This window comes from Shewanella sp. AS16 (assembly GCF_021412365.1).
Lineage (GTDB): Bacteria > Pseudomonadota > Gammaproteobacteria > Enterobacterales > Shewanellaceae > Shewanella > Shewanella salipaludis.
In genome coordinates this window covers 20,939-43,151 of sequence record NZ_JAKCLK010000008.1, presented here as the reverse complement: position 1 = coordinate 43,151, position 22,213 = coordinate 20,939, and the positions used below count along the sequence as shown (strand labels likewise).

Annotated in this window: 18 protein-coding genes and 8 tRNA genes; 5 read left to right on the top strand and 21 right to left on the bottom strand. The window is 54.8% G+C overall.

Annotated elements, in window-relative coordinates:
• Positions 1 to 53 precede the first annotated feature (53 nt).
• Positions 54 to 2,603 (top strand): TonB-dependent receptor plug domain-containing protein, encoded by a 2,550-nt coding sequence (locus LZP73_RS16075; protein ID WP_234235986.1) that lies wholly within the window; start codon positions 54 to 56, stop codon positions 2,601 to 2,603.
• Positions 2,604 to 2,745: 142 nt separating this feature from the next.
• Here LZP73_RS16075 and gloA read toward each other — a convergent pair whose 3' ends face one another.
• The 13 genes from gloA to LZP73_RS16010 form a co-directional block, all read right to left on the bottom strand.
• Entirely contained in the window at positions 2,746 to 3,156 is a 411-nt protein-coding gene (gene gloA, locus LZP73_RS16070) for a lactoylglutathione lyase (RefSeq protein WP_169562496.1), read from the bottom strand.
• A gap of 463 nt (positions 3,157 to 3,619) precedes the next feature.
• On the bottom strand, positions 3,620 to 4,261 hold the full coding sequence (gene nth / locus LZP73_RS16065; protein WP_234235985.1) for an endonuclease III: 642 nt from the start codon (positions 4,259 to 4,261) through the stop codon (positions 3,620 to 3,622).
• A 30-nt stretch (positions 4,262 to 4,291) separates the two neighbouring features.
• The gene (locus tag LZP73_RS16060) at positions 4,292 to 4,987 is read right to left on the bottom strand and encodes an electron transport complex subunit E (protein ID WP_234235984.1); all 696 of its coding nucleotides are present in this window, start codon (positions 4,985 to 4,987) and stop codon (positions 4,292 to 4,294) included.
• Positions 4,980 to 5,618 (bottom strand): electron transport complex subunit RsxG, encoded by a 639-nt coding sequence (gene rsxG, locus LZP73_RS16055; RefSeq protein ID WP_234235983.1) that lies wholly within the window; start codon positions 5,616 to 5,618, stop codon positions 4,980 to 4,982. Before rsxG ends, LZP73_RS16060 begins: the two co-directional genes overlap by 8 nt.
• Positions 5,619 to 5,630: 12 nt before the next feature.
• Positions 5,631 to 6,683 carry an electron transport complex subunit RsxD gene (rsxD, locus tag LZP73_RS16050; protein ID WP_234235982.1) on the bottom strand — a complete coding sequence of 351 codons (1,053 nt, stop codon included), beginning with the start codon at positions 6,681 to 6,683 and terminating at the stop codon, positions 5,631 to 5,633.
• A gap of 3 nt (positions 6,684 to 6,686) precedes the next feature.
• Positions 6,687 to 8,903: an electron transport complex subunit RsxC gene (gene rsxC, locus LZP73_RS16045; RefSeq protein WP_234235981.1), complete on the bottom strand. Its 2,217-nt coding sequence runs from the start codon at positions 8,901 to 8,903 to the stop codon at positions 6,687 to 6,689.
• Positions 8,897 to 9,466: an electron transport complex subunit RsxB gene (rsxB, locus tag LZP73_RS16040; protein ID WP_234235980.1), complete on the bottom strand. Its 570-nt coding sequence runs from the start codon at positions 9,464 to 9,466 to the stop codon at positions 8,897 to 8,899. The genes rsxC and rsxB overlap by 7 nt, the downstream gene beginning before the upstream one ends.
• Positions 9,467 to 10,045 (bottom strand): electron transport complex subunit RsxA, encoded by a 579-nt coding sequence (rsxA, locus tag LZP73_RS16035; RefSeq protein ID WP_169562502.1) that lies wholly within the window; start codon positions 10,043 to 10,045, stop codon positions 9,467 to 9,469.
• 264 nt (positions 10,046 to 10,309) lie between these two features.
• Positions 10,310 to 10,385 (bottom strand) — tRNA-Asn (locus tag LZP73_RS16030).
• A 33-nt stretch (positions 10,386 to 10,418) separates the two neighbouring features.
• Positions 10,419 to 10,494, bottom strand: a tRNA-Asn gene (locus LZP73_RS16025).
• A 35-nt stretch (positions 10,495 to 10,529) separates the two neighbouring features.
• Positions 10,530 to 10,605: transfer RNA gene (locus LZP73_RS16020), tRNA-Asn, on the bottom strand.
• Between the two features lie 57 nt (positions 10,606 to 10,662).
• Positions 10,663 to 10,738 (bottom strand) — tRNA-Asn (locus tag LZP73_RS16015).
• A 76-nt stretch (positions 10,739 to 10,814) separates the two neighbouring features.
• Positions 10,815 to 10,890: transfer RNA gene (locus LZP73_RS16010), tRNA-Asn, on the bottom strand.
• Positions 10,891 to 11,936: 1,046 nt separating this feature from the next.
• Between LZP73_RS16010 and uvrB the strand changes: the two genes are divergently transcribed.
• On the top strand, positions 11,937 to 13,946 hold the full coding sequence (gene uvrB, locus LZP73_RS16005) for an excinuclease ABC subunit UvrB (RefSeq protein WP_234235979.1): 2,010 nt from the start codon (positions 11,937 to 11,939) through the stop codon (positions 13,944 to 13,946).
• 51 nt (positions 13,947 to 13,997) lie between these two features.
• Here the strand turns inward: uvrB and rrtA are convergent, their stop codons facing one another.
• Together rrtA and queC are read right to left on the bottom strand one after the other, a co-directional pair.
• Positions 13,998 to 14,621: a rhombosortase gene (rrtA, locus tag LZP73_RS16000; protein WP_234235978.1), complete on the bottom strand. Its 624-nt coding sequence runs from the start codon at positions 14,619 to 14,621 to the stop codon at positions 13,998 to 14,000.
• The gene (queC, locus tag LZP73_RS15995) at positions 14,618 to 15,298 is read right to left on the bottom strand and encodes a 7-cyano-7-deazaguanine synthase QueC (protein ID WP_234235977.1); all 681 of its coding nucleotides are present in this window, start codon (positions 15,296 to 15,298) and stop codon (positions 14,618 to 14,620) included. Before queC ends, rrtA begins: the two co-directional genes overlap by 4 nt.
• Before the next feature lie 188 nt (positions 15,299 to 15,486).
• Here queC and queE point away from each other — a divergent pair, with 188 nt between their 5' ends.
• Positions 15,487 to 16,155, top strand: coding sequence for a 7-carboxy-7-deazaguanine synthase QueE (queE, locus tag LZP73_RS15990; RefSeq protein ID WP_234235976.1), 669 nt, complete (start codon positions 15,487 to 15,489; stop codon positions 16,153 to 16,155).
• A 101-nt stretch (positions 16,156 to 16,256) separates the two neighbouring features.
• Here the strand turns inward: queE and LZP73_RS15985 are convergent, their stop codons facing one another.
• From LZP73_RS15985 to LZP73_RS15970, 4 genes are all read right to left on the bottom strand, one after another.
• A complete protein-coding gene (locus tag LZP73_RS15985; protein ID WP_234235975.1) occupies positions 16,257 to 17,318 on the bottom strand; it encodes a PLP-dependent cysteine synthase family protein in 1,062 nt (353 codons plus the stop codon).
• Positions 17,319 to 17,634: 316 nt separating this feature from the next.
• Positions 17,635 to 17,719 (bottom strand) — tRNA-Tyr (locus LZP73_RS15980).
• Between the two features lie 26 nt (positions 17,720 to 17,745).
• Positions 17,746 to 17,830, bottom strand: a tRNA-Tyr gene (locus tag LZP73_RS15975).
• A 41-nt stretch (positions 17,831 to 17,871) separates the two neighbouring features.
• Positions 17,872 to 17,956, bottom strand: a tRNA-Tyr gene (locus tag LZP73_RS15970).
• 125 nt (positions 17,957 to 18,081) lie between these two features.
• Between LZP73_RS15970 and LZP73_RS15965 the strand changes: the two genes are divergently transcribed.
• Entirely contained in the window at positions 18,082 to 18,570 is a 489-nt protein-coding gene (locus tag LZP73_RS15965; RefSeq protein ID WP_234235974.1) for a VC2046/SO_2500 family protein, read from the top strand.
• A 197-nt stretch (positions 18,571 to 18,767) separates the two neighbouring features.
• Positions 18,768 to 20,954 (top strand): putative bifunctional diguanylate cyclase/phosphodiesterase, encoded by a 2,187-nt coding sequence (locus LZP73_RS15960; protein WP_234235973.1) that lies wholly within the window; start codon positions 18,768 to 18,770, stop codon positions 20,952 to 20,954.
• Positions 20,955 to 21,074: 120 nt separating this feature from the next.
• On the opposite strand, the gene LZP73_RS15955 is transcribed toward LZP73_RS15960, so the two are convergent.
• Positions 21,075 to 21,548, bottom strand: a complete 474-nt coding sequence (locus LZP73_RS15955; RefSeq protein ID WP_234235972.1) for a YchJ family protein — start codon at positions 21,546 to 21,548, stop codon at positions 21,075 to 21,077.
• Positions 21,541 to 22,110, bottom strand: a complete 570-nt coding sequence (locus LZP73_RS15950; protein ID WP_234235971.1) for a YybH family protein — start codon at positions 22,108 to 22,110, stop codon at positions 21,541 to 21,543. Before LZP73_RS15950 ends, LZP73_RS15955 begins: the two co-directional genes overlap by 8 nt.
• Between the last annotated feature and the right edge of the window lie 103 nt (positions 22,111 to 22,213).

Sequence of the window (22,213 nt, the reverse complement as noted above, 5' to 3'; positions counted from 1 at the left end):
ATAAGACGTCGAATGATTAGAAAAATAAACTAGGTAGTAAGGGAGTTTTATCTATGATCAAGAAAACCAAATTGGCCGATGCCGTTAAGCTTGGCTTAATCGCATCGCTTTCAACTTCAGCCTTCGTTGCCTCTCAAACTGCTGTCGCCGCCGAAGGCGAAGCCAAAGTTGAGCGCATCGAAGTGACAGGTTCACGTATCCAACGCCAGGATATGGAAACGGCTTCGCCTGTGACTGTGATCGATGCCAGCGCCATTCGTGCCGAAGGCTTCACCTCAGTCGACCAGTTGCTGCAGGCACAAACTTCCATGGCGGGTGCCGCAATAGGCTCCACTTCCAACAACGGTTCCGGCGGTTCGGCTCAGGTGGATCTGCGCGGCATGGGTGCCGAGCGTACCCTGGTACTGCTCAACGGTCGCCGCATGGTCAGCTCAGGCACGGGCGCCGACAGTGCCGTGGATCTGAACTCCATCCCAGTTGCCATGATTGCCCGGGTTGAAATCCTTAAAGACGGTGCATCTGCCGTTTACGGTTCCGACGCTATCGCCGGCGTGGTGAACATCATCACCAAGAAAGACTTCGACGGTCTGCTGCTGGATGTTAATGGCAGCGGCACAGACAGAGGCGATGGCCAAACAGCCGAGATGAGCGCCCTGTATGGCGTCAACACAGATTCAGGTAACTACACCTTCGGTGCCGCTTACTCGGACCGTAAGAGTGTGATCCAATCTGATCGCGCCTGGACCGAGGCAGGTAGCAGCTCTTATATCCCAACCGGCACTTTGGGCGGCAAGGTACAAGACGCCAACGGCAACTGGGTTAAGCGTACAACAGGTTACGACTTCACCCAAGACAGCTATTATCAGACGCCAAGCGAACGCTACAGTCTGTTTGCCAACATGACCCAAGATCTGGGCAGCGACTTAGTGCTGACAGGCGACATACTGTACACCAAGCGTAAGTCCAACCAACAGATGGCGGCTCAGCCTGCCTCAGTTATGTTGGACGTCTGTGGTGCGCCTGGTGCCGATGCAGCCAAGTGCATCACCCTGGACAGCGCCATGACAGCCGGCGGCATTGAGGCCGACAAGACAGGCCGGGTAGAATACCGCCGCCGTACCAGCGATGTGGGTCCACGTATCAGCTCGCAGGACACAGATACTTACCGCGCTTCAGTAGATTTAGCCGGTTCGCTGGACATCAACACAGGCATGAACTGGGATGTGTCTTACACCTACGGCAAGAACAAGGCGTCGTCCACAGTCGACAACTCGATCAATGCCACCAAGATGGAGCAATCTGTCTACGCCAACCAGGATGCCTGGTTCAGCGGTCAGCCTCTGACTCAAGACATCATGGGTGACATAGGCTACTTCCAACAAGCCGATGGCGGCAACGAGCAACACACAGTTGCCGGTGTGTTGAACGGTGAGCTGTTCGATCTCAGCGCCGGTGCCGTAGGTTTCGCTATCGGGGCCGAATACCGTCGTGAGAGCGGTTATTACAACCCGGATCCTGTGGTTGTTGCCGGTGACAGCACCTCTGCCCAACAAGATCCTACCGATGGCAACTACAACGTTATCTCTTTCTACCAGGAAGTGAGCGTGCCTTTCACCGAGAAATTGACCGGTGAATTTGCCCTGCGTTTCGACGATTACTCTACCTTCGGCAAGGCGACTACCTGGAAGATAGGCCTGACCTATGAAGCGACAGATGAGCTTATGCTTCGTACCGTTGCTGCGACCGGTTTCCGCGCACCTAACGTGAGCGAGCTGTTCGGCGGCAATACAGGTTCATTCGACTATCTCGATGATCCTTGGGGTAATGAGCAAGATCCACAGATCAAGGTTAACTACACCTCAGATCCGGATTTGAAGCCTGAAGAGTCTGAGTCTTATACCGCGGGTCTGGTGTACTCACCAAGCTTCATCGATGGCATGTCTGTGACGCTGGACTACTGGCGTTTCAAGGTCACTAACGCCATCACGCGTCTGGATGCGCAAACCGGTCTGAACGAGTGTCATGCCGGCAATGTTACAGCCTGTGAAACCTTCAAGATCACCTTGGACGGTAACCTGGACGATTTCACCAATCCTCTGACCAACGTAGGGACTCAGGATACCAGTGGTATCGATTTCAACCTGGCCTATGGCTTCGAAGCCTTGGGTCTGGATTGGAAAATCAGCAACGACATGACTTATCTGCTGAACTTCGAGCAAGATAAAGATGATTATACCGGAACTATCGACGGCAACTTCGGTGCCTACGCCAAGATCCGTAACAACTTCAGCATTCAAGCGGGTCAGGGCGATTGGAGCGTAACTTACTTCAACCGCTTCATCGATTCCATGGATGATATCTACACGGATTACGACGCCAACGATGAGCCATTTACCGCGGTTCGTCAGTCTGACTCAGTGCTGTATCACAACATCACTGGTACTTACCATGCAACGGATGCACTGACAGTGAGCGTCGGCGTGAAGAACTTCACAGACGAGAAGCCATCGACAGTGAGTAACGGCAGCGACGGCGGCACAGTACCAGAAGTTTACGACACTATAGGTCGTCAAATTTATGGTGGCGTGACTTACAAGTTCTAAGCTTGTAGTAGCCTAAAGAAAAAAAGCGCCGTAAGGCGCTTTTTTTTTTTGAGGGAGGATGGGCTTCAATGTGCAGTATGCGCAGCAGTACCACTGAGCAGCAAAGCCACCTACAAGGGTGGTTTTTTATTAATGCCGGAGATCAGCCCAAGCCGTTCGAGGCAGACTTCATCTGGATCAGCTCTATCTTGTAACCGTCCGGATCTTCGACGAAGGCGATTTCCGTGCGGCCACCGGCAACCGGGCCTGGGGCGCGGACTATCTTGCCACCGGCGGCGGCTATGGCCTCACAACGGGCATAGATGTCGTCTTCGCCTATGGCGAGATGGCCGAAGGCAGTACCCAGGTCGTAACTCTCGGTGCCCCAGTTGTAGGTCAGTTCGACCACGGCTTGGCCGGAGGATTCATCGGCGTAACCTACGAAGGCCAAGGTATACTTGTACTCAGGATTTTCCGAGGTCCGCAGCAGTTTCATGCCCATAACCTGGGTATAGAAGGCGATACTGCGTTCCAGATTGCCGACACGCAGCATGGTATGTAAGAGTTGTGACATAGGATCCTCATCTTGGGATTGAAATGGGCCTCATGGAGCTGGAGGCGTTAAGGCTTTGGCATTATAGCAAATTTCTGGAGGGGGTCGGCGGAAATAGGGCTTCTGGGCCGGTATATAGCATGAGCTGCAGTAAGGGGATAACAGCGACAGCCAGATGCACTAGGCTGGCCCATGTTGCAAGGATTGGGCTAGAGTAACAGGGAGTGGCAATCAGGGGAGGCAATGTGACTCTGACAGCCCCCACCAGGGATTGGCACACGAGGGAGTCACAGATGGAGAGCAAAACATGAATACCGAACTTAAGATGGCATTGGCGATTAGCCTGATCATCGCCTTATGCCTGAGTGTGTTCTTTTTTATGATGTTTTAGGCTTGCCCCCTGCTGGCCATTGGCCATTGGCCATTGGCTATTGGCTATTGTCTGTTAGCTATTGCTATGGGGGGGGGCCGGCATTTCAGCCGGTTATTCTTCCGGGTAGACCTTGTCTTTGAACTCGCACAGATCTTCTATGATACAGCTGCCACAACGGGGTTTGCGTGCCAGACAAGTATAACGGCCATGGAGTATGAACCAATGGTGGACATCCACCTTGAATTCGGCCGGCACCACCTTGAGCATACGCTCTTCCACCTCTTGCACATTCTTGCCTGGGGCGAACTTGGTGCGGTTGGCCAAGCGAAAAATATGGGTGTCGACCGCTATGGTCGGCCAGCCGAAGGCGGTATTGAGCACCACATTGGCTGTCTTACGACCAACACCTGGTAAAGACTCCAGAGCTTCCCTGTCTTCGGGCACCTCGCCGTCGTATTTTTCCAGCAAGATCTCACAGGCTTTGATGACGTTTATGGCCTTGTTGTTATATAGGCCTATGGTCTTGATGTAGTCCTTAAGCCCATCGACGCCCAGATCATAGATGGCCTTGGGGGTATTGGCCACGGGAAAGAGTTTAGCGGTCGCCTTGTTGACACTGACATCCGTCGCCTGTGCCGACAAAGTCACGGCGACCAAGAGTTCGAACGGACTGGAGAAGTGCAACTCCGTCTGTGGATGGGGGTTGTTGTCACGCAGTCGGGTTAAGATCTGGCGCCGTTTTTCATTGTTCATAAGTCTGACTCTCGCTCCTAGTCATCATGCTCAACTGACCTTAGTGATCCGCGCCCGGGTCACAGTGGCAGTTTCTATCTTAGGTTGTCTTTCGGCCAGTTTTCTGTCTATGACATTCTTCAGGGCGATGAGCAAACCCATGGCGATGAAGGCGCCGGGTGGCAACATGGCCAGCAGGAAAGGAGTATCTACCTGCCAAACCTGGATGGTGAGTGATTCGGCCCAGGGACCGAGCAGCTGCTCGGCACCGTAGAAGAGGGTGCCTTGCCCCAAGAGTTCACGTACCGTGCCCAGCACCACAAGCACGGACGTGAAGCCCAGCCCCATCATCAAGCCGTCGAAGGCCGAGCTGACGAGGTTATTGCGTGACGCGAAGGCTTCGGCACGGCCTATGATCACGCAGTTGGTCACTATCAGCGGCAGAAAGATCCCCAGCGACAGATAGAGACCATAGGCATAGGCATTGATCAGCAGCTGTACCGCGGTCACCAGCGCGGCGATGATCATCACAAACACAGGAATGCGTATTTCCTTGGGGACGAAGTCGCGTACCAGGGACACCAGCACGTTCGAGCCTATGAGCACCAGCATGGTCGCCAACCCGAGCCCGAGGGCATTGGTGATAGTGGCGGTGACGGCCAGTAGGGGGCATAGCCCGAGTAGCTGCACCAGGCCAGGGTTATTCTTCCACAGTCCCTGCCAGGCGATTTCGCGGAAATTAGTCATGCTGTGCCTCACAATTGCGTGGTTGCCTGAAGATGGCTTGCTGATGCTGTTTAACGTACCAGAGGGCCCGCTTTACCGCCTTGACGTAGGCTCTGGGGGTGATGGTGGCGCCGGTAAATTGATCGAAACTCCCGCCATCCTTCTTGACCCGCCAATGCGCATCGGCTTCATCGCTGAGCTCCTTGCCGGCGAAACTCAATACCCAACCGGATTTTCTCAGCTCTATTCTATCACCCAAGCCAGGGGTTTCCTGGTGGGATAGGGTTCTTACCCCGAGCACGGTACCGGCGGCTGAGATACCGACGATAAGCTTTATCTGGCCGTTATAACCGTCGGGCGCTATGGCCTCGAGTGCAATGGCGACGGCCTGGCCTGCCTGAGTTGCGATATAGGCGGGCAGGGGACTGTCGGTGCCCAGCGCCTCCTTGTCCTGCAACAAGGTGCACTGGGATGTCAGTTCATTGTCGTGTATGGCGTCCGGGATTATCTGGTGCAATACCCGCATCAGTTCATGCTTCTGTTGTTGTTGTATTTTGGCGGCGGTTTGCTGGTTAACCAATGCCACCAGGCCGGTGCAGAGCAAGGCAAACAGGCCGAGCAGCAGGCCATTTTTCATCATAGCGTTCTTCACATCTGTCTCCTGCTAGCTGCCGGCCCTGTGGCCATAGGTCCTGGGACGAACATAATAATCGATAAAGGGGGCACACAGATTCGCCAGTAAGACGGCGAAGGCGAACGCATCCGGGTAACCGCCGAAGGTACGGATGAAATACACCAGCATGCCAATCAGGGCGCCAAAGAGGAAGCGGCCGCGATTGCTGGTCGCCGCGGTGACGGGATCTGTGGCGATGAAAAATGCCGCCAGCATGGTGGCGCCGGAAAACAGGTGCAGCAGTGGGCTGGCGTGGTTATCCGGCCCGAGCATCCAGCCGACGCTGGCGCAGACAAACAGCGCCACCAATATCCCAGTGCTGATCTGCCAGCGGATCGCCTTGAGCTTGAGCAAAACCAAGCCGCCCGCCAGATAGGCCAGGTTGACCCAGAACCAACCTACACCCGTGCTGCCATCGAATATCGCCTTACTCAGGCTTTCGCTGCTGGTCAGGCCCAAGGCGAGATCTGTCTTCAAGGTATCCAGTGGCGTCGCCATGGATACGCCGTCTATGCCCAGGCTATAGAGCTTGAGTTCGCTGCTGGTAAGGCTGCCGAAGATGGCCTGCAGGCTCGCCAGCAGATCCGGGGCCTGCTGTGCCACTGTGCTGGGGGCTACCCAGCTGGTCATCTGCACCGGATAGGAAATGAGCAAGAGGACATAGGCGGCCATCGCGGGGTTGAACAGATTATGTCCCAGGCCGCCATACAGCTGTTTGACTATCACGATAGCGAACACTGTGCCTATGACTATCAGCCACCAAGGCGCCAGGGGGGGGATGGCGACTCCGAGCAAGACAGCGGTCAACATGGCACTGTTATCACCCAGGGCCGCGGCAGGATTTCTGCGTCTCAACTTCATGACGGCCGCTTCGCTGCCGAGGGCGACGGCAATCGCCAGCATCACCTGGATAAGGGTTCCCCAGCCGAAAAATACGCACTGGACCACCAAGCCGGGCAGCAGGCATAAGATCACTCTCTGCATCACGGTTGCCGTATGCAGGTTGCGACTGACATGGGGGGATGAGGCTATTTTGAACGCCATCTATTATTCCTTATCTTGCTTTGCAGCCGAGGCGGCTTTCTTGGCTTTCGCCTTGGCAACGGCGGCGGCGATTCTGGCTTGTTTGTCATCGACAGCGGCCGGAGCTGCAACTGTTGTTTCAGCATTGGAGGCTACTTGCACCTCTGCTTGCACTTCTGTCTGCACTTCGGCTTGGCTATCCGCCTGGGCTTGTTGGGCTTTCTTGGCCTTGGCACGGGCGACGGCGGCGGCGATTCTGGCTTGTTTATCGTCGGCAGCAGGTTGTACTTCTGGTTGCACTTTTGTCCGTACTGCGGCCTGGTTATCCACCTGGGCTTGTTGGGCCTTCTTGGCCTTGGCACGGGCGACGGCGGCGGCGATTCTGGCTTGTTTGTCGTCGGCAGCGCCAGGTTGCACTTCTGTCTGCACTTCTGTTTGCACTTCTGTCCGTACTTCGGCTTGGCTATCCGCCTGGGTTTGTTGGGCCTTCTTGGCCTTGGCGCGGGCAACGGCGGCGGCAATTTTGGCTTGTTTGTCGTCGGCAGCAGGTTGTACTTCTGTCTGCACTTCGGCCTGGCTATCCGCCTGGGCTTGTTGGGCCTTCTTGGCCTTGGCGCGGGCAACGGCGGCCGCGACTGCGGCGGATTTATTGCCGCCGGCCACTTCTGCGGTCTGGACATCCGGGCTAACAGCCGCAGTTTCGCTGGCGGCCTTCTTGGCCTGAATGCGGGCCATGGCGGCGGCGACAGCGTCTTTATCCTTGGTGCTCATGCTGGCCTTACGGCGTTCGGCGGCTTCCTTGGCCTTGGCCTCGCGGGCGAGTTTTTCTTCCTCGAGTCGCTGCAATCTGGCTTCGAATCTCTGCTTGGCGCGCTCGGCCTGCAATTTATCTTCCGCCGCTTGGCGCAATGCCGACTTGGCTACCCGATAATATTCCACCAGGGGGATGTCACTCGGGCAGACATAGCTGCAGCAACCGCATTCGATGCAGTCCTTGAGGTTAAAGTCGGCCGCCTTATCATATTCCTCAGCCTTGGCATGCCAGAACAATTGCTGGGGCAGCAGCTGTGCCGGGCAGGCCTGGGCACATTCGCCGCAGCGGATGCAGGCCTTCTCTTCGACCTCGGCGGCCAGTTCTGCTGCGCCCGGAGCCAGGATACAGTTGGTTCCCTTGAGGACCGGCACTTGCGTCTGCGGCAAGGCATGACCCATCATGGGACCGCCGACGATAATCTTCTGTCCCGCAAAAGCCGTGGAGCCACTGGCCTTGAGCAGATGCGCCACAGGCGTGCCAATAGGTACCCAGTAGTTCCCCGGCCGGCCGATACTCTGACCCGTCACAGTTACCACCCGCTCGATGAGAGGTTGACCTTGCAGCACCGCCGCCTGAATCGCATAGGCAGTGCCGACGTTATGTACCAGGACCCCGAGTTGCGCCGGGATGGCGCCGGCGGGCACTTCCTTGCCCGTGATGATTTGGATCAGCTGTTTCTCACCGCCGGAAGGGTATTTGGTCGGAATGACAGTGACCCTGGTACTGCCGGCCAGCAATTGACTGCGGCCAATCGCCTGGGTCATGGCCTCGGCGGCTTCGGGCTTGTTGTCTTCTATGGCGATCACTATCCGCTGCGGCTGCACCAGCTTGTGAATGATGGCGATGCCGGCGAGGATGTCATCGCTATGCTCACGCATCAGCCTGTCGTCCGAGGTGATATAGGGTTCACACTCGACACCATTGATGATGACCAACTCTATTTCACTGACGGGGTTGAGCTTTATATGACTCGGAAATGCGGCGCCACCCAGACCGGCTATGCCGGCGGAGCGCACCTTATCGAGTATCTGCTGTTGGCTCAGCTCGGCCGGATCGCTCGGCTGCAGGGGACACCAGCTATCCTGGCCGTCGGCCGCTATGATGCAGGTATTGACCGGCAGGGCCGAGGCATGATTGCTCGGGCGCGGCTCTATGGCGATGACGGTGCCCGATGTCGGGGCGTGTACCGGCAAGTGCTGCAGGCTGCTGCCTTGGGTCAGGGGCGTGCCCTTGAGTACCCTGTCGCCGACCTTGACGCTCAGGGTGCAGCTCTCGCCGACCTGAGGCACGGGCACCAGATATTGCTGCGCCAAGGCGAGCCTGGCGATGGCTGTGGTGTTGGACAGGGATTTTTCTTGTGGTGGATGTATGCCACCGGGTGAACGCCAAAGGGTACCTTGGTCGAGTTGATCTAATAAGGTCAGCACGGCTTTTCCTCATCCAACAGCGTGACCGGAATGGCGTTGAGCTGCCAGTTCCAGTTCTTGAGATTAGGTGTCACGGGGATCATGTCGATACAGTCGACCGGGCAGGGTTCGACACATAAGTCGCAACCCGTACAGTCAGCGGTCAGCACTGTGTGCATCAGCTTGCCGGCGCCTATGATGGCATCGACAGGGCAGGCCTGAATACACTTGGTACAACCGATACACTCATCTTCGCGTATATAGGCCACTTTCTTGACCTGTGTCTCGGCGCTGGCATTCAAAGGTTCGGGGTCGACGCCCATGAGTTCGGCGAGTTTTTCCATGGTGGCAGTGCCACCGGGCGGGCATTTGTTGATCTTGTCACCATTGGCTATGGCTTCGGCATAGGGCCTGCAGCCAGGGTAGCCACACTGACCACATTGGGTCTGAGGTAACAGAGTATCTATTTGATCGACAATGGGATTGCCTTCGACTTTAAACTTTTGGGCGGCAAAACCCAGCAAAATCCCAAACACCAGCGCAAGCAGGGTCAACAGACTAACGGCGATAAACATCTCGGACATCTACTTCACCAATCCGGTGAAGCCCATGAAGGCCAGTGACATCAGGCCGGCGGTGATCATGGCGATGGCGCCCCCTCTGAAAGGAAGCGGTACGTCAGCCGCCGCCAGACGCTCACGCATGGCGGAAAACAGAATTAACACCAATGAAAAACCGACGGCAGCCCCGAAACCATAGACGGCCGACTGGATGAAATCATGCTTTTCATTGACATTGAGCAAGGCGACCCCCAACACGGCACAATTGGTGGTGATCAACGGCAGGTAGATCCCCAGGGCGCGGTGCAGCGAGGCACTGGTTTTTTGCACCACCATCTCGGTGAATTGCACTACTACGGCGATCACCAGGATGAAGCTCATGGTGCGCAGGTAGCTGAGGCCGAAAGGCTGCAACAGATATTCATTGACTAAATAACTGAGAATAGAGGCCAGGGTCAGCACGAAGGTCGTCGCCATGGACATGCCAATGGCAGACTCCAGTTTGCTCGACACGCCCATGAAGGGGCATAACCCAAGGAATTTTACCAATACGAAGTTGTTAACCAGTACAGTACCTATCAACAACAGGAGATATTCACTCATCCCGATACTTTTCTAATCCGATCTTAGCGGTATTATCGGCTTTTCCGGCGTCATAAACAACATATAGAATGCAGGGTTAACTATCTTTGGCGTAAATTGCAGCTATGTGCCAGAGAGCAGGACGCAGGGGAGAGGAGCCGGGGGCATTTGCCTTGGCGGGATAATAGGCCAACAGGCAGGGAGATGCTGCAATGGCGCTGAGATGCCTAGGCCATGGTCTGAAGAATAAGAAAGCAAGCAGGTGTGGAGTAGGATTCGATAAATTGGCTCCCCAGACTGGACTTGAACCAGTGACATACGGATTAACAGTCCGCCGTTCTACCGACTGAACTACTGGGGAGTAGGGATATTGCTGAGGTGTTGCTTGATAAATTGGCTCCCCAGACTGGACTTGAACCAGTGACATACGGATTAACAGTCCGCCGTTCTACCGACTGAACTACTGGGGAGTAGAGATATTGTTGCTGTTTTGCTTGTTAAAAATTGGCTCCCCAGACTGGACTTGAACCAGTGACATACGGATTAACAGTCCGCCGTTCTACCGACTGAACTACTGGGGAATTAATTTTTGACCTGAACTCATTCATGTCACAAACAAAGTTGAATATTCATTTGTGTGGCTCCCCAGACTGGACTTGAACCAGTGACATACGGATTAACAGTCCGCCGTTCTACCGACTGAACTACTGGGGAATACACAATTAGCATTCAATGTTCTTAATACAGTTTTGCGTTTATTTAGTTGATTATATTTATCAATTAAATAAATTGGCTCCCCAGACTGGACTTGAACCAGTGACATACGGATTAACAGTCCGCCGTTCTACCGACTGAACTACTGGGGAATCGTTTCGCAACCTGTCGTTGAGAACGGAGCGCATAGTAAAACGCCCGCTCAGACGAGTCAACTCGAGTTATAAAAAAAAGTGTAATTATAGTGTTAAGTGCTCATCTAATGTGCATGGTGATGCAGAAAGCGGCATTTAGCCCTGAAAATCAGGGAAAGGACGCTGCAATATGGATTATTTCTTCCAGTAAATTCAGGCGACTGCGGCCTGGGATGGCGTTGATTCATAGGCTTGTCCTCATGATGAGGCCCTCAAGGGGTGGGGTTGCCAAGCCGGCCCTATGTTCATGGGTATGTTCATGGGTATGCCCGTGAGTATAGGTCTGATGTATGGCGTGACGTTCGTCCTGTCACGGGACGGCGCAATAGAGGACATGAATAGGAGGCAGAAATAGAGAGCATAAATAACGGGCATAGAGGGCTAAGGGCGGCGACTTTCAAATGTAATAAACTTACCAAAGTCCGGTCGAGGCCGGATAAGGATTGGCGCCGACCGCTAACCCGCGTGGTTTCTGGCTTGTGTCGACTTATCCACTAAATCTGTGGATAAGCCTGTGGGTTAAGGCGAATTTCAGCCGGCAAACCCTTGGCGGGAGGGCGCCGGAGTTAATTTGCACCATTTTGATGGCCTAAAATAAAAGTAAATAAATACAAATAGATAAAATCCAACCCCCGGACGCATCCTGCAGGGTTATCCTGGTTGCAAAATGGTAACCCTGGCGGAGAGTCTCTTGTGTATTAATTTGGCATTTTCAATGGTTTTGCGGGTGATTTGCGCATCTTTATCCTGTTTGTCGCTTTTTGTGCCAAAGTTTCATTGTGGCGCGCTGGAGCAACTGACAGGCGCCCAGGGCCATTTGCCCGCCGGTTGCCGCAGCGCTGTTTTCTGGGACCTTATCGCCAAGGGCCGGATTAAGGTATCATGGGCTCAAGCTTGCAGTAGGGTTTGACATGCGCGGCTCGGCATTCCAGTGCCAGGGCAAGCATGGCAGAATAGGACCAGGCCCAGTGTTTCAGCATAAGTCATATAAAGGATAAGTTTGAGTGTCAGCATCAGTATTCCAACTCGAATCCCAATTTGCCCCCGCCGGTGATCAACCCGCGGCGATCAAACAGCTGGTCGAAGGCCTGGAGTCAGGATTGGCGAGCCAGACCCTGCTCGGCGTTACCGGTTCGGGAAAGACCTTCACAGTAGCCAATGTTATTCAGACGCTTGGCCGGCCAACGATCATCATGGCCCCCAACAAGACATTGGCGGCACAGCTCTACGGGGAGATGAAAGAGTTCTTCCCCCATAATGCGGTGGAGTATTTTGTCTCTTATTACGACTACTACCAACCCGAGGCCTATGTGCCGGCCTCCAACACCTTCATAGAGAAGGATGCCTCGGTCAACGCCCACATAGAGCAGATGCGGCTGTCGGCGACCAAGGCATTGCTGGAGCGCAAAGACGTCGTCTTGATCGCCTCGGTATCCGCCATCTATGGCCTGGGCGATCCCGACTCTTACCTCAAGATGCTACTGCATCTGCGCCAGGGCGATACCATGGGCCAGCGCGACATTCTCAAGCGTCTGAGCGAACTGCAATACAGCCGTAACGACATGGAATTGCAGCGTGGTACTTTCAGGGTGCGCGGCGAGGTGATAGACATTTTCCCCGCAGATTCCGAGCGGGACGCCATCAGGGTCGAGTTGTTCGACGATGAAATTGAGCGCCTGAGCGAGTTCGATCCCCTCACAGGACATATCAATAAACGCATCGCCCGCACCACTGTGTACCCCAAGACACACTATGTGACCCCGAGAGAGAAGATCCTCGAGGCGACGGAGCATATCAAGGTCGAGTTGCGTGAGCGCAAACTGCAACTGCTGGAGCTGCATAAGCTGGTCGAGGAGCAAAGGCTCACCGAGCGGGTGCAATACGATCTCGAGATGATGGTCGAGCTCGGCTATTGCTCCGGCATAGAAAACTATTCCCGCTATCTGTCCGGTCGCGCCGCCGGCGAGGGACCGCCGACCCTGTTGGACTATTTGCCGGCCGACGGTTTGTTGATCATCGACGAGTCCCACGTGACAGTGCCGCAGATAGGCGCCATGTATAAGGGCGACAGATCCCGCAAGACGACCCTGGTGGAATACGGTTTCCGCCTGCCGTCGGCCCTGGATAACCGGCCGCTGAAATTTGAGGAGTTTGAGCAGTTGATGCCCCAGACCATCTTCGTGTCTGCCACCCCCAGCCAATACGAGCTGGATAAGAGTGGCGGTGAAGTGGCGGAGCAGGTGGTGCGGCCGACCGGGCTGCTGGATCCCGAGCTGGAAGTGCGTCCGGTCGCCATTCAGGTGGATGATCTGCTGTCGGAAATTGCCAAGCGGGTGGCGGTCAACGAACGCGTCCTGGTCACCACGCTCACCAAACGCATGTCGGAAGACTTGACCGAATATCTGGACGAGCACGGGGTCAAGGTGCGCTATCTGCATTCGGATATAGACACGGTCGAGCGGGTCGAGATCATCCGCGATCTGCGTCTTGGGGTATTCGATGTGCTGGTCGGCATCAACCTGCTCAGGGAAGGGCTGGACATGCCCGAAGTCTCCCTGGTGTGCATCCTGGATGCGGATAAGGAAGGTTTCCTGCGTTCCGAGCGTTCACTCATCCAGACCATAGGGCGTGCCGCCCGCAACGTGAACGGTAAGGTGATCCTATACGCCGACAGGATCACCAACTCCATGGCCAAAGCCATGGGCGAAACCGAGCGCCGCCGAGAGAAGCAGCGGCAGTATAACCTGGAGCATGGCATAGTGCCCAAGGGCGTGGTGAAACGCATCACGGATGTGATGGATGTCGGCGACAGCAAGCAGGGCAAACGCCAGCCCTACGGCAGAGTCGCAGAGCCTCAGGCCAGCTATCAGGTACTGGATATAGGCGACCTGAGCCATAGGATAGATAAGCTCGAGCAGCAGATGCACGAGCATGCCCGCAACCTGGAGTTCGAGCAGGCGGCGGCGCTGCGCGATGAGGTGAAACACTTGAGTGAGCTGCTGATGAAGGCCTGATATGACTCAGGCCTTATAGCTGCGATGAACACCGCCTGAGCGCTTAAGCGCTCAGGCGGTTTTTTTGATTATGGCTGCGGCTCTGCAGCGGCCATAGCCCAGGACCAAGGCGGCACAGCTTAGACCGCATACCAGGCCGACAAGGTGCGACTCGGTCGCGACCCTGGCGCCTATCATGGCGCTGACGTCGGCGGGGGCACCGAACAATTGCTCATTCGCGACCTTTATCATCACTCCGAGCAATAGCAGGTAGCCCGACTTGGTGCCCGTGCGTATGTCCTGGATGGCGCCATAGGCGAACAGCCCATGAAGCACGCCGCTGAGGCCAACATAGGCCAGCAGGCCAGGGTAGAAGAGGTACAACCCCAGCCCTTCGAGCAGACAGAGGCAGGCCAGCAGGCAGAGCAAACCTTTGAGCCGGTAATGGAAATGGTGCAGCAAGAGCAGCACCCACAGACCGGCCAGGTTCATCAACAGGTGCCAATGATTGGTGTGCAGTAAATTACCGCTGATGAGTCGCCACCACTGGCCCTGGGCTATCTCGGTTCTGCGGTAGGCCAGCCCGGCATCCAAGCCGGTGAAGTAGAGCCCGGCAAGATACAACCCCAGGCATACCAGACTCAACAAGATGGCCGCCATATAGGGGCTGTTCAGGCGCCGGGACACAGGGCTCATTGGTGTGCCAACGAAGCCATCACGGCCTGGGCATCCTGCAGATAGTCTTCCAATCCACGTCGCCTGAGCAGGCAGGCGGGGCAATCGCCGCAGCCATCGCCAATGACGCCGTTGTAACAGGTCAGGGTCCGGTTGCGAACCAGCTCAAGTTGCTGGTATTTATCGGCCAAGGCCCAGGTCTGGGCCTTGTTGAGCCACATCAGCGGAGTGACTATCTCAAGCTTTCTGTCCATGCCCTGGACCAGAGCCGATTCCATCGCCTTGACGAAGTCATTACGGCAATCGGGATAACCCGAGAAATCTGTCTCACACACACCAGTGATGATGGCATCTGCGCCGAGCTGGTAGGCATAGATACCTGCGAGGGTGAGGAAGAGGATATTGCGGCCAGGGACGAAGGTGTTCGGCAGGCCGTTGTCCATCAGCTCATGGGACACGGGAATGGCATCCCGGGTCAATGCCGAGATCGCCAGCTCGTTGAGCAGGCTGACATCCATGACTTTATGACTCTTGATCTTCAGTTCTGCGGTCAGGTCCTTGGCGACCTGGATCTCCTGACTATGACGCTGACCATAGTCGAAGGTGATGGCATGGACTTCATCATACTGGCCAAGGGCCTGGATCAAACAAGTGGTCGAATCCTGACCACCACTAAACACAACGACAGCTTTTGACATAATTTTGCATCACAGGATCATAAGGATCTCTAGTGTAACCCAGCGGCGGGGGCTTTTAAACCTGAGGGAAAGGGCGTAAAAACTTGCAGCACCTGATAAAATCCTCTATAAATGCCGCCCCACGAATGCGCAGACGCATGACTCAAGTGCAATAGAAGTGCAATAGTTGACAGTGTTGAAGGTAACCCATGAAATATCCGGTAAATGAAGTATTCGAGACCATACAAGGCGAAGGCGTCTTTACCGGGGTGCCGGCGATATTCGTGCGTCTGCAGGGATGCCCCGTCGGCTGTGCCTGGTGTGATACCAAGCAAACCTGGGAACTGCTGCCGGCAAACAAGGTGAGCCCGGAGCAAGTGATCCGGGTCGATGGCAGTATAGGCCGTTGGGCCGAGCACACGCCCCAGAGCCTGATCGCCGCCTTCGAGGCCAAGGGCTTCACTGCCCGTCACCTGGTGATCACCGGCGGTGAGCCCTGCCTGTACGATCTTGTCGACCTGACCCGGGCGCTGCATGCGGCAGGTTACCAAACCCAGATAGAAACCAGTGGCACCTTCGAAGTGCATTGCGCCGACGAGACCTGGGTGACTGTCTCTCCCAAGATCAATATGAAAGGCGGCTATAAGGTGCTGACCCAGGCCTTGGAACGCGCCAATGAGATCAAGCATCCCATTGCCACAGAAAAACACCTGGATGAGCTGGATGCCTTGTTGGCGCCGATAGATCTGAGTGACAAGACCATATGCCTGCAACCCATCAGCCAAAAGCCCAGGGCCACGGCACTGGCGATGCGGGTATGTATCGCCCGTAACTGGCGGCTGTCGATCCAGACCCATAAGTATCTCGACATAGACTGAGCCTGCCATGGTCCAGCCTCACTGCCTGATAAAAGAAACGCCGAATGTCCTGCATTCGGCGTTTTTTATTGGGCTTATGCCTTTGTGTTTAGGGAGCCACTCTAGGTTAACTTGCCGCTGCGACTGAATTCGGCCAGTTTGGCCTGATACTCACTCAGATCCCCTATCTGCTCCGCTATCCACTGGGGATTGTAATAGGTGTCCAGGTAGCGCTCGCCCGAATCGCAGATCAGTGTCACTATCGAACCTGTCTGCCCCTTGGCCTGCATCTCGGCCGCCAACAACAGGGCGCCGTAGAGGTTAGTGCCTGTGGAAGCGCCTGTCTTACGGCCGAGCAGCTGTTCCAGCCATTGAACGGTGGCTATCGACGCTGTATCGGCAATCTTAAACATATGATCTACGACCCCGGGAATGAAAGACGGCTCGACCCTGGGTCTGCCTATGCCTTCGATCTTGCTGCCATTGCAGCAGGTGATGCCCGCATCCCTGTTGTGGTAATAGTCGAAGAACACAGAGTTTTGCGGATCGACCACGCACAGCCGGCTGTTGAGTCTCTGGTAGCGAATGTAACGCCCTATGGTGGCCGAGGTACCGCCCGTGCCCGGACTCATGACTATCCAGCTGGGAATGGGATGAGGCTCGTGCGACATCTGCTCGAAGATGGAATTGGCTATGTTGTTGTTGCCGCGCCAGTCGGTGGCGCGTTCGGCATAGGTGAACTGATCCATATAATGGCCATTCAGTTCGCGGGCCAGGCGTTCAGATTCGGCATAGATCTGACTCGAGTGTTCGACGAAATGACATTGACCGCCATAGAAGCTGATCTGCTCTATCTTCTTCTTGGCCGTCGAGCTGGGCATCACGGCGATGAAGGGCAGGCCCAGCAGACGGGCAAAATAGGCCTCGGAGATGGCCGTGCTGCCGGATGATGACTCGATAATAGGCGTGCCTTCCTTGATCCAACCATTACACAAGGCGTAGAGGAAGAGTGAACGTGCCAGCCTGTGTTTGAGGCTGCCGGTCGGGTGAGTGCTCTCATCCTTGAGATAGAGATCTATGCCCTGCAAGGCGGGCAGTTCCAGCTTAATCAGGTGGGTATCTGCGCTGCGCTGAAAGTCGGCTTCAATTTTCGCTATGGCTTGATTTACCCATGGCTCTATCATGTTGTCTCCGCTGAGATATAACTTAAAGAGATAAATCATAATTAAAAAGCATGAATAAGGGTAGCGAAAGCTGGCAACGGGCCGCAATCTCTGGCGTTAATGAGAGCAGATCTACTTGCGGGGAGATGTATGACAAGAGTGTGAGCTTGGGGGCTGTTCGAGCCGTAGAAGATGAGCTGAGAGAAGACTGGATGTAGATGCTGCTATTGCTACCGATATAGGAACTGATGCGATAACTAGGATTTGGGTGATAACTCGAATTTTGTCAATGAAAGATATGCTGGCGTTGGCGTCTGGAATGGAGCGGGGGAGAAAATGGTGGAGGGAGAAGGATTCGAACCTTCGAAGGCTGAGCCGTCAGATTTACAGTCTGATCCCTTTGGCCACTCGGGAACCCCTCCACTGATATATGATATGAGAGTAAAGATGGTGGAGGGAGAAGGATTCGAACCTTCGAAGGCTGAGCCGTCAGATTTACAGTCTGATCCCTTTGGCCACTCGGGAACCCCTCCACGAATATCTTTATTCGCACAACATATTTTTTCTTCGCAAATGGTGGAGGGAGAAGGATTCGAACCTTCGAAGGCTGAGCCGTCAGATTTACAGTCTGATCCCTTTGGCCACTCGGGAACCCCTCCTCAATTGCGGCGGCAATAGTAGTCACAAAAGATTTGTATGTAAAGGGCGAATATGAAAATAATCCTAAAGTTATGTATCGACTGGTCGATTAACTAACAACGAATTGTTTTCCTGATGTTTTTATATGCAAATTGATGTCCCTTTAGTCAACGAAGCCCAAATAGGCAGCCGACTCAACTTAGCGGTCGAATCCGACCGTCGTGGTGAGTTCGGCCTGCTGTTGGCCTTGTTGTCGACCGATGCGAGGGACATGGCGCAGTTTCATTGGCAAGCCGAATTGGATCAGCAACAGAAACTGCAGCGCAGCTTCCAGTTGCCGCCGGCCGAGGTACTGGTCGCGGATCTCTCCGCCGGGCAGCCCGTGGTGGATAATGCCAGGGCCTTCGGCGCCGATGGCATCAAGGGGTTTCAGTTACAGCAGGCACTGATGCCCGAGGCGCTGGTGATACGTGGTCAAAGGGACACAGGGCTGAATGATGCGCTCAACAACTCTGGTCACCTGACCCGCTTACGACATCAGGCAGCACTCAGCATGCCGGCGTCAAAGCCTGTGGATCTTGCCGAGCTGCTGACCATGCAACGGCAGTGGGGCCAGAGGGTTAACCTGCTGTAAACCCGGCGCCACAACTTGTACCAGTGTTAATGCATCCTCCGGGCTGCAAAACAGTGTTGCTTATATTGCGTACTTATTGATCTATGGTGTATTCTGCTGAGCCTTTCGGGGTTAATAAAGCACTATTCCAAATTAATCAATTTGTTACCGTGTTTAGGGAAGTCTGCACCCAGGACTGCAGTTTTTTGGGGGTGAGTGTGAAGCGACATCAGCAGCAACAAATACTAGCGCTCGTAGTCAACTCTGTTGCCAAGCAGCAGGGGGACTTCTTGAAAACGGCAGAGCTTATCACCGAGCTCCTGAGTCAGCATCTGCAGGTCACCGATGTGGCCGTGTGGTCATTTTCCGACGATCAGCAGATGCAGATACTCGCGGCTCACTATGGCACCCTCTTGACCCAGGACACCAGCCGTCCTGCACACATAGTCGAATTCCCCGATTATCTGGCCGAACTCAGATCCCACCGTTTCATCGATGCCTTGGATACCAGTACCGACGCCAGATTGAGCGAATTATATGCGGGTTATTTTAAACCCAGGGGGATCCAATCCAGCCTGGAAGTGGCGATAAGGATCAATGGCCATCTCGAAGGTGTCTTATGTCTGGAGCGTCTCAGGGGCGGCCGGCGTTGGAGCGAAGGTGAAATTCATATCGCCTGTCAGCTCGCAGACCAACTGGCACTGACCTTGGCGACCAAGCATGCCCATGACAAAGACGAGAGTCTGACCCTGTTCCGTAACGCCGCCGAGCAGTCGTCGCAGGTGACCATGCTGATCAACCTGCATACTGAAACTGTGGAATACATCAACCGCGCATACAGCGACATTACCGGGGTGCCGGCCGACAGTGTCCTTGGGTGCCGTTTGCATGAACTGGAATATTTCAAGCAGCATCCTGAGTTGGCCGAACAGTCGCTGGCCCAAATTCACCGCGGCGAAATGGCGAGGGGTGAGGTGCAGCTGAGGCGCCAGGATGGCAGCAGCTATTGGATCAAGTTCAACGCCAATCCTTTTATTACCGACAGAGGCAGCCATTATCTGCTGGTCACCAGTAACGACAACAGTGCCGAGCACAGGTATCAGGCTGAGTTGGAACGTCTGGCCTGGCGTTGCAGTTTAACCGGCCTCTATAACAGGGCGCATTTCAATCGGGTGCTGGACCGCAGTGCCCAAGGCTCACTGATCTTGGTGGACCTTATGGGCTTCAAACGCTTCAACGATACCTATGGTCATGAGCAAGGGGATACCTTGCTGTGTGAGGTAGCACGGCGTTTGCGGCATTTTGCCGAACTCAATAAAGCCACTGAGACTGCCAGGGTGGGCAGTGACGAGTTTGCCCTCTTGTTGCCAAGTGACATAAGTGCCCTGGAGCTGGATGTCCTCTCGGCTCGCCTGCACCAGCAGCTGTCGGTGCCCATGCTCATAGGGCGTGAGCAGGTCGACCCCAAACCCGCCATAGCCATAGTCGATATCGCTTCTGTGGTCGGCTTGTTTGCGCCCTTGAGTTGCGCCGATATCGCCATTCAATACGCCAAGAAGAAGCAGAGCAGCGCGATTCAGATTTTCAACAGCGACCTCTTCAGTGCGTTTAAAGAAGATGCCCAGATAGAGAAAGATCTGCATTGGGCCATACGTGGCCGGCAGTTTGAATTGTATTACCAGCCGCTGATGGATCTCAAGACCCATGCCTATATAGGGGCAGAGGCCCTGATCCGTTGGCATCATCCCAAGCGAGGGGTGCTCTATCCCGGAGTGTTCATCGACATCGCCGAGCAGTCCGGCTTGATCAATACCATAGGCGCCTGGGTGCTTGAGGCCGCCTGTCGTCAGCTGGATCAGTGGCAGCGGCATAATGTGGATATGGCCATGCATGTGAATGTATCGGCAAGGCAGTTTTTCAGCGGTAACCTGTATGAACAGGTGTGGCAGCTGCTGAACCGTTATCGTCTCAAACCCCAGAGCCTGATCCTGGAGATCACCGAGACTGAGCTGATGGAAGACATAAGGTATGCCACCAACCTATGCCAGGAATTGTCTGAGCTGGGGGTAGGGCTGGCCATAGACGATTTCGGCACAGGCTACAGCTCGATGCGCTATCTCAAGCAGTTCCCTATCAGCAAGCTCAAGATAGACAGGTCATTTATCTCAGATCTGAGTGTCAGCAGGGAAAGCCGGGAAATCGTCAGTGCCATCATTGCCATGGCGAAGGCGCTGAATATTTCCCTGACGGCAGAAGGGGTGGAGACCCTGGAGCAGGAGAAATTCCTGGCCGATAACCTATGCCACCATGCCCAGGGCTTCTTGTACAGTCCGGCACTGCGCGAGCCCGAGTTTGCCCAGTTCCTGTTTCAGTCCAACAGCCGATTGGCGGCAATGACCCACTGATTAACAGCTCATATTGAATCAGAGTCTGCTGCCTTGGCACACCTGGCTTTCACTAAGCCTTGGCCGCTGTCGCCAGGCGCTGCGGCTGTCACTCTTGGTGTGCGGATTAGTATGTGCAGGCTAGGCTGTGCGGGCGCAACATTGTTTGAATTTCTTGCCGCTGTGGCAGACACAAGGATCGTTGCGACCCGGAAGTTTGGCCGGCAATTGTTCCCCTTGGGTGTAATACCAACGTCCCTGCTCGCGCACGAAGAGCGAATGCTCATGGATCACTTCCAGACGGCCATCGAGCCGATACCAGGCCTTGAAGCTGACCTCGCCTCTATCTTGCTCCTGACTCGAACCCATGACATCCAGGCCCAGCCAATTGGGTGACGGCTCCCGCGCCAATTCCGCCAGCGTCAGGCCGGCGAGGAACTCAGGGTGCTGGCTGGCGAGGATGTAATCAAATTTTTTCAAAGCAAAGGCGGCGTAGCGTGAACGCATCAGTTGCTCCGGCGTCTGGGGCAGGCTGTCGCCCGAATGGAATGGCTGACAACAGAGGCCGTAACTCTTTCCTGTGCCGCAAGGGCAATTTTTCTCTGGGTTAATCATGTTTTGCCGCTGGGGGTAAGGGGGAGAATTGACGACCGAAATACCAATTTTGACTGGGCTTGGCACTGAAATAGAAGCTGGGTTCAGCGCGATTGTTGGTATCGACCGTCAGATGCCATTTTCCATCCGGGCGTTTCTTGGCCATCATCACAAACTTGCCGGCAAATTCACTCACAGGTTCTTCCGTCTCGGCGGCGGGGTAAAACCTGACCAGGTAATAGCCGACATCCGTGGCGCTCTTGTCTTCGATCTGGCGGTTTACCACCCGGAAGTCTATGTCTATCTGGGCGTTCTTGGCGCGGATCTTGCCGAAAAATGCCTTGTAGAGTGCCAGTATGTTTTCCCGGCCCTCTACAATACCTTTATCTTGGTTTTCCGATACATAACAAGCGTTGTCGGCATAGAGCTTCTCTATGATTTGCGGCTCCAATTGACTGAAGGCGAGCACGAATTGGTCGTAGTTGAGATTCAGCGCCTGATCATCTTCCGACAAGGGGGGGGCTGCCTTGGCAACCACCAGGGAACAGAGTAATAAACTAAGAGTGAATAACAAAAATCTCATTAAATGGGGTCTGCTTGGCTATCGTAGGGGCAACTATAATGTATGACCATGATTAACTAAAGTATTGAATGTTTACAAAGTGTGTTCCATCACGGCCTGGCGG

Bases quoted from the DNA above. Each gene is read 5' to 3' on its own strand.
- LZP73_RS16075 (WP_234235986.1), top strand. From the start codon at position 54: ATGATCAAGAAAACCAAATTGGCCGATGCCGTTAAGCTTGGCTTAATC.
- gloA (WP_169562496.1), bottom strand. From the start codon at position 3,156: ATGTCACAACTCTTACATACCATGCTGCGTGTCGGCAATCTGGAACGC.
- nth (WP_234235985.1), bottom strand. From the start codon at position 4,261: ATGAACAATGAAAAACGGCGCCAGATCTTAACCCGACTGCGTGACAAC.
- LZP73_RS16060 (WP_234235984.1), bottom strand. From the start codon at position 4,987: ATGACTAATTTCCGCGAAATCGCCTGGCAGGGACTGTGGAAGAATAAC.
- rsxD (WP_234235982.1), bottom strand. From the start codon at position 6,683: ATGGCGTTCAAAATAGCCTCATCCCCCCATGTCAGTCGCAACCTGCAT.
- rsxB (WP_234235980.1), bottom strand. From the start codon at position 9,466: ATGTCCGAGATGTTTATCGCCGTTAGTCTGTTGACCCTGCTTGCGCTG.
- rsxA (WP_169562502.1), bottom strand. From the start codon at position 10,045: ATGAGTGAATATCTCCTGTTGTTGATAGGTACTGTACTGGTTAACAAC.
- rrtA (WP_234235978.1), bottom strand. From the start codon at position 14,621: ATGAGCCCTGTGTCCCGGCGCCTGAACAGCCCCTATATGGCGGCCATC.
- queC (WP_234235977.1), bottom strand. From the start codon at position 15,298: ATGTCAAAAGCTGTCGTTGTGTTTAGTGGTGGTCAGGATTCGACCACT.
- queE (WP_234235976.1), top strand. From the start codon at position 15,487: ATGAAATATCCGGTAAATGAAGTATTCGAGACCATACAAGGCGAAGGC.
- LZP73_RS15985 (WP_234235975.1), bottom strand. From the start codon at position 17,318: ATGATAGAGCCATGGGTAAATCAAGCCATAGCGAAAATTGAAGCCGAC.
- LZP73_RS15965 (WP_234235974.1), top strand. From the start codon at position 18,082: ATGCAAATTGATGTCCCTTTAGTCAACGAAGCCCAAATAGGCAGCCGA.
- LZP73_RS15955 (WP_234235972.1), bottom strand. From the start codon at position 21,548: ATGATTAACCCAGAGAAAAATTGCCCTTGCGGCACAGGAAAGAGTTAC.
- LZP73_RS15950 (WP_234235971.1), bottom strand. From the start codon at position 22,110: ATGAGATTTTTGTTATTCACTCTTAGTTTATTACTCTGTTCCCTGGTG.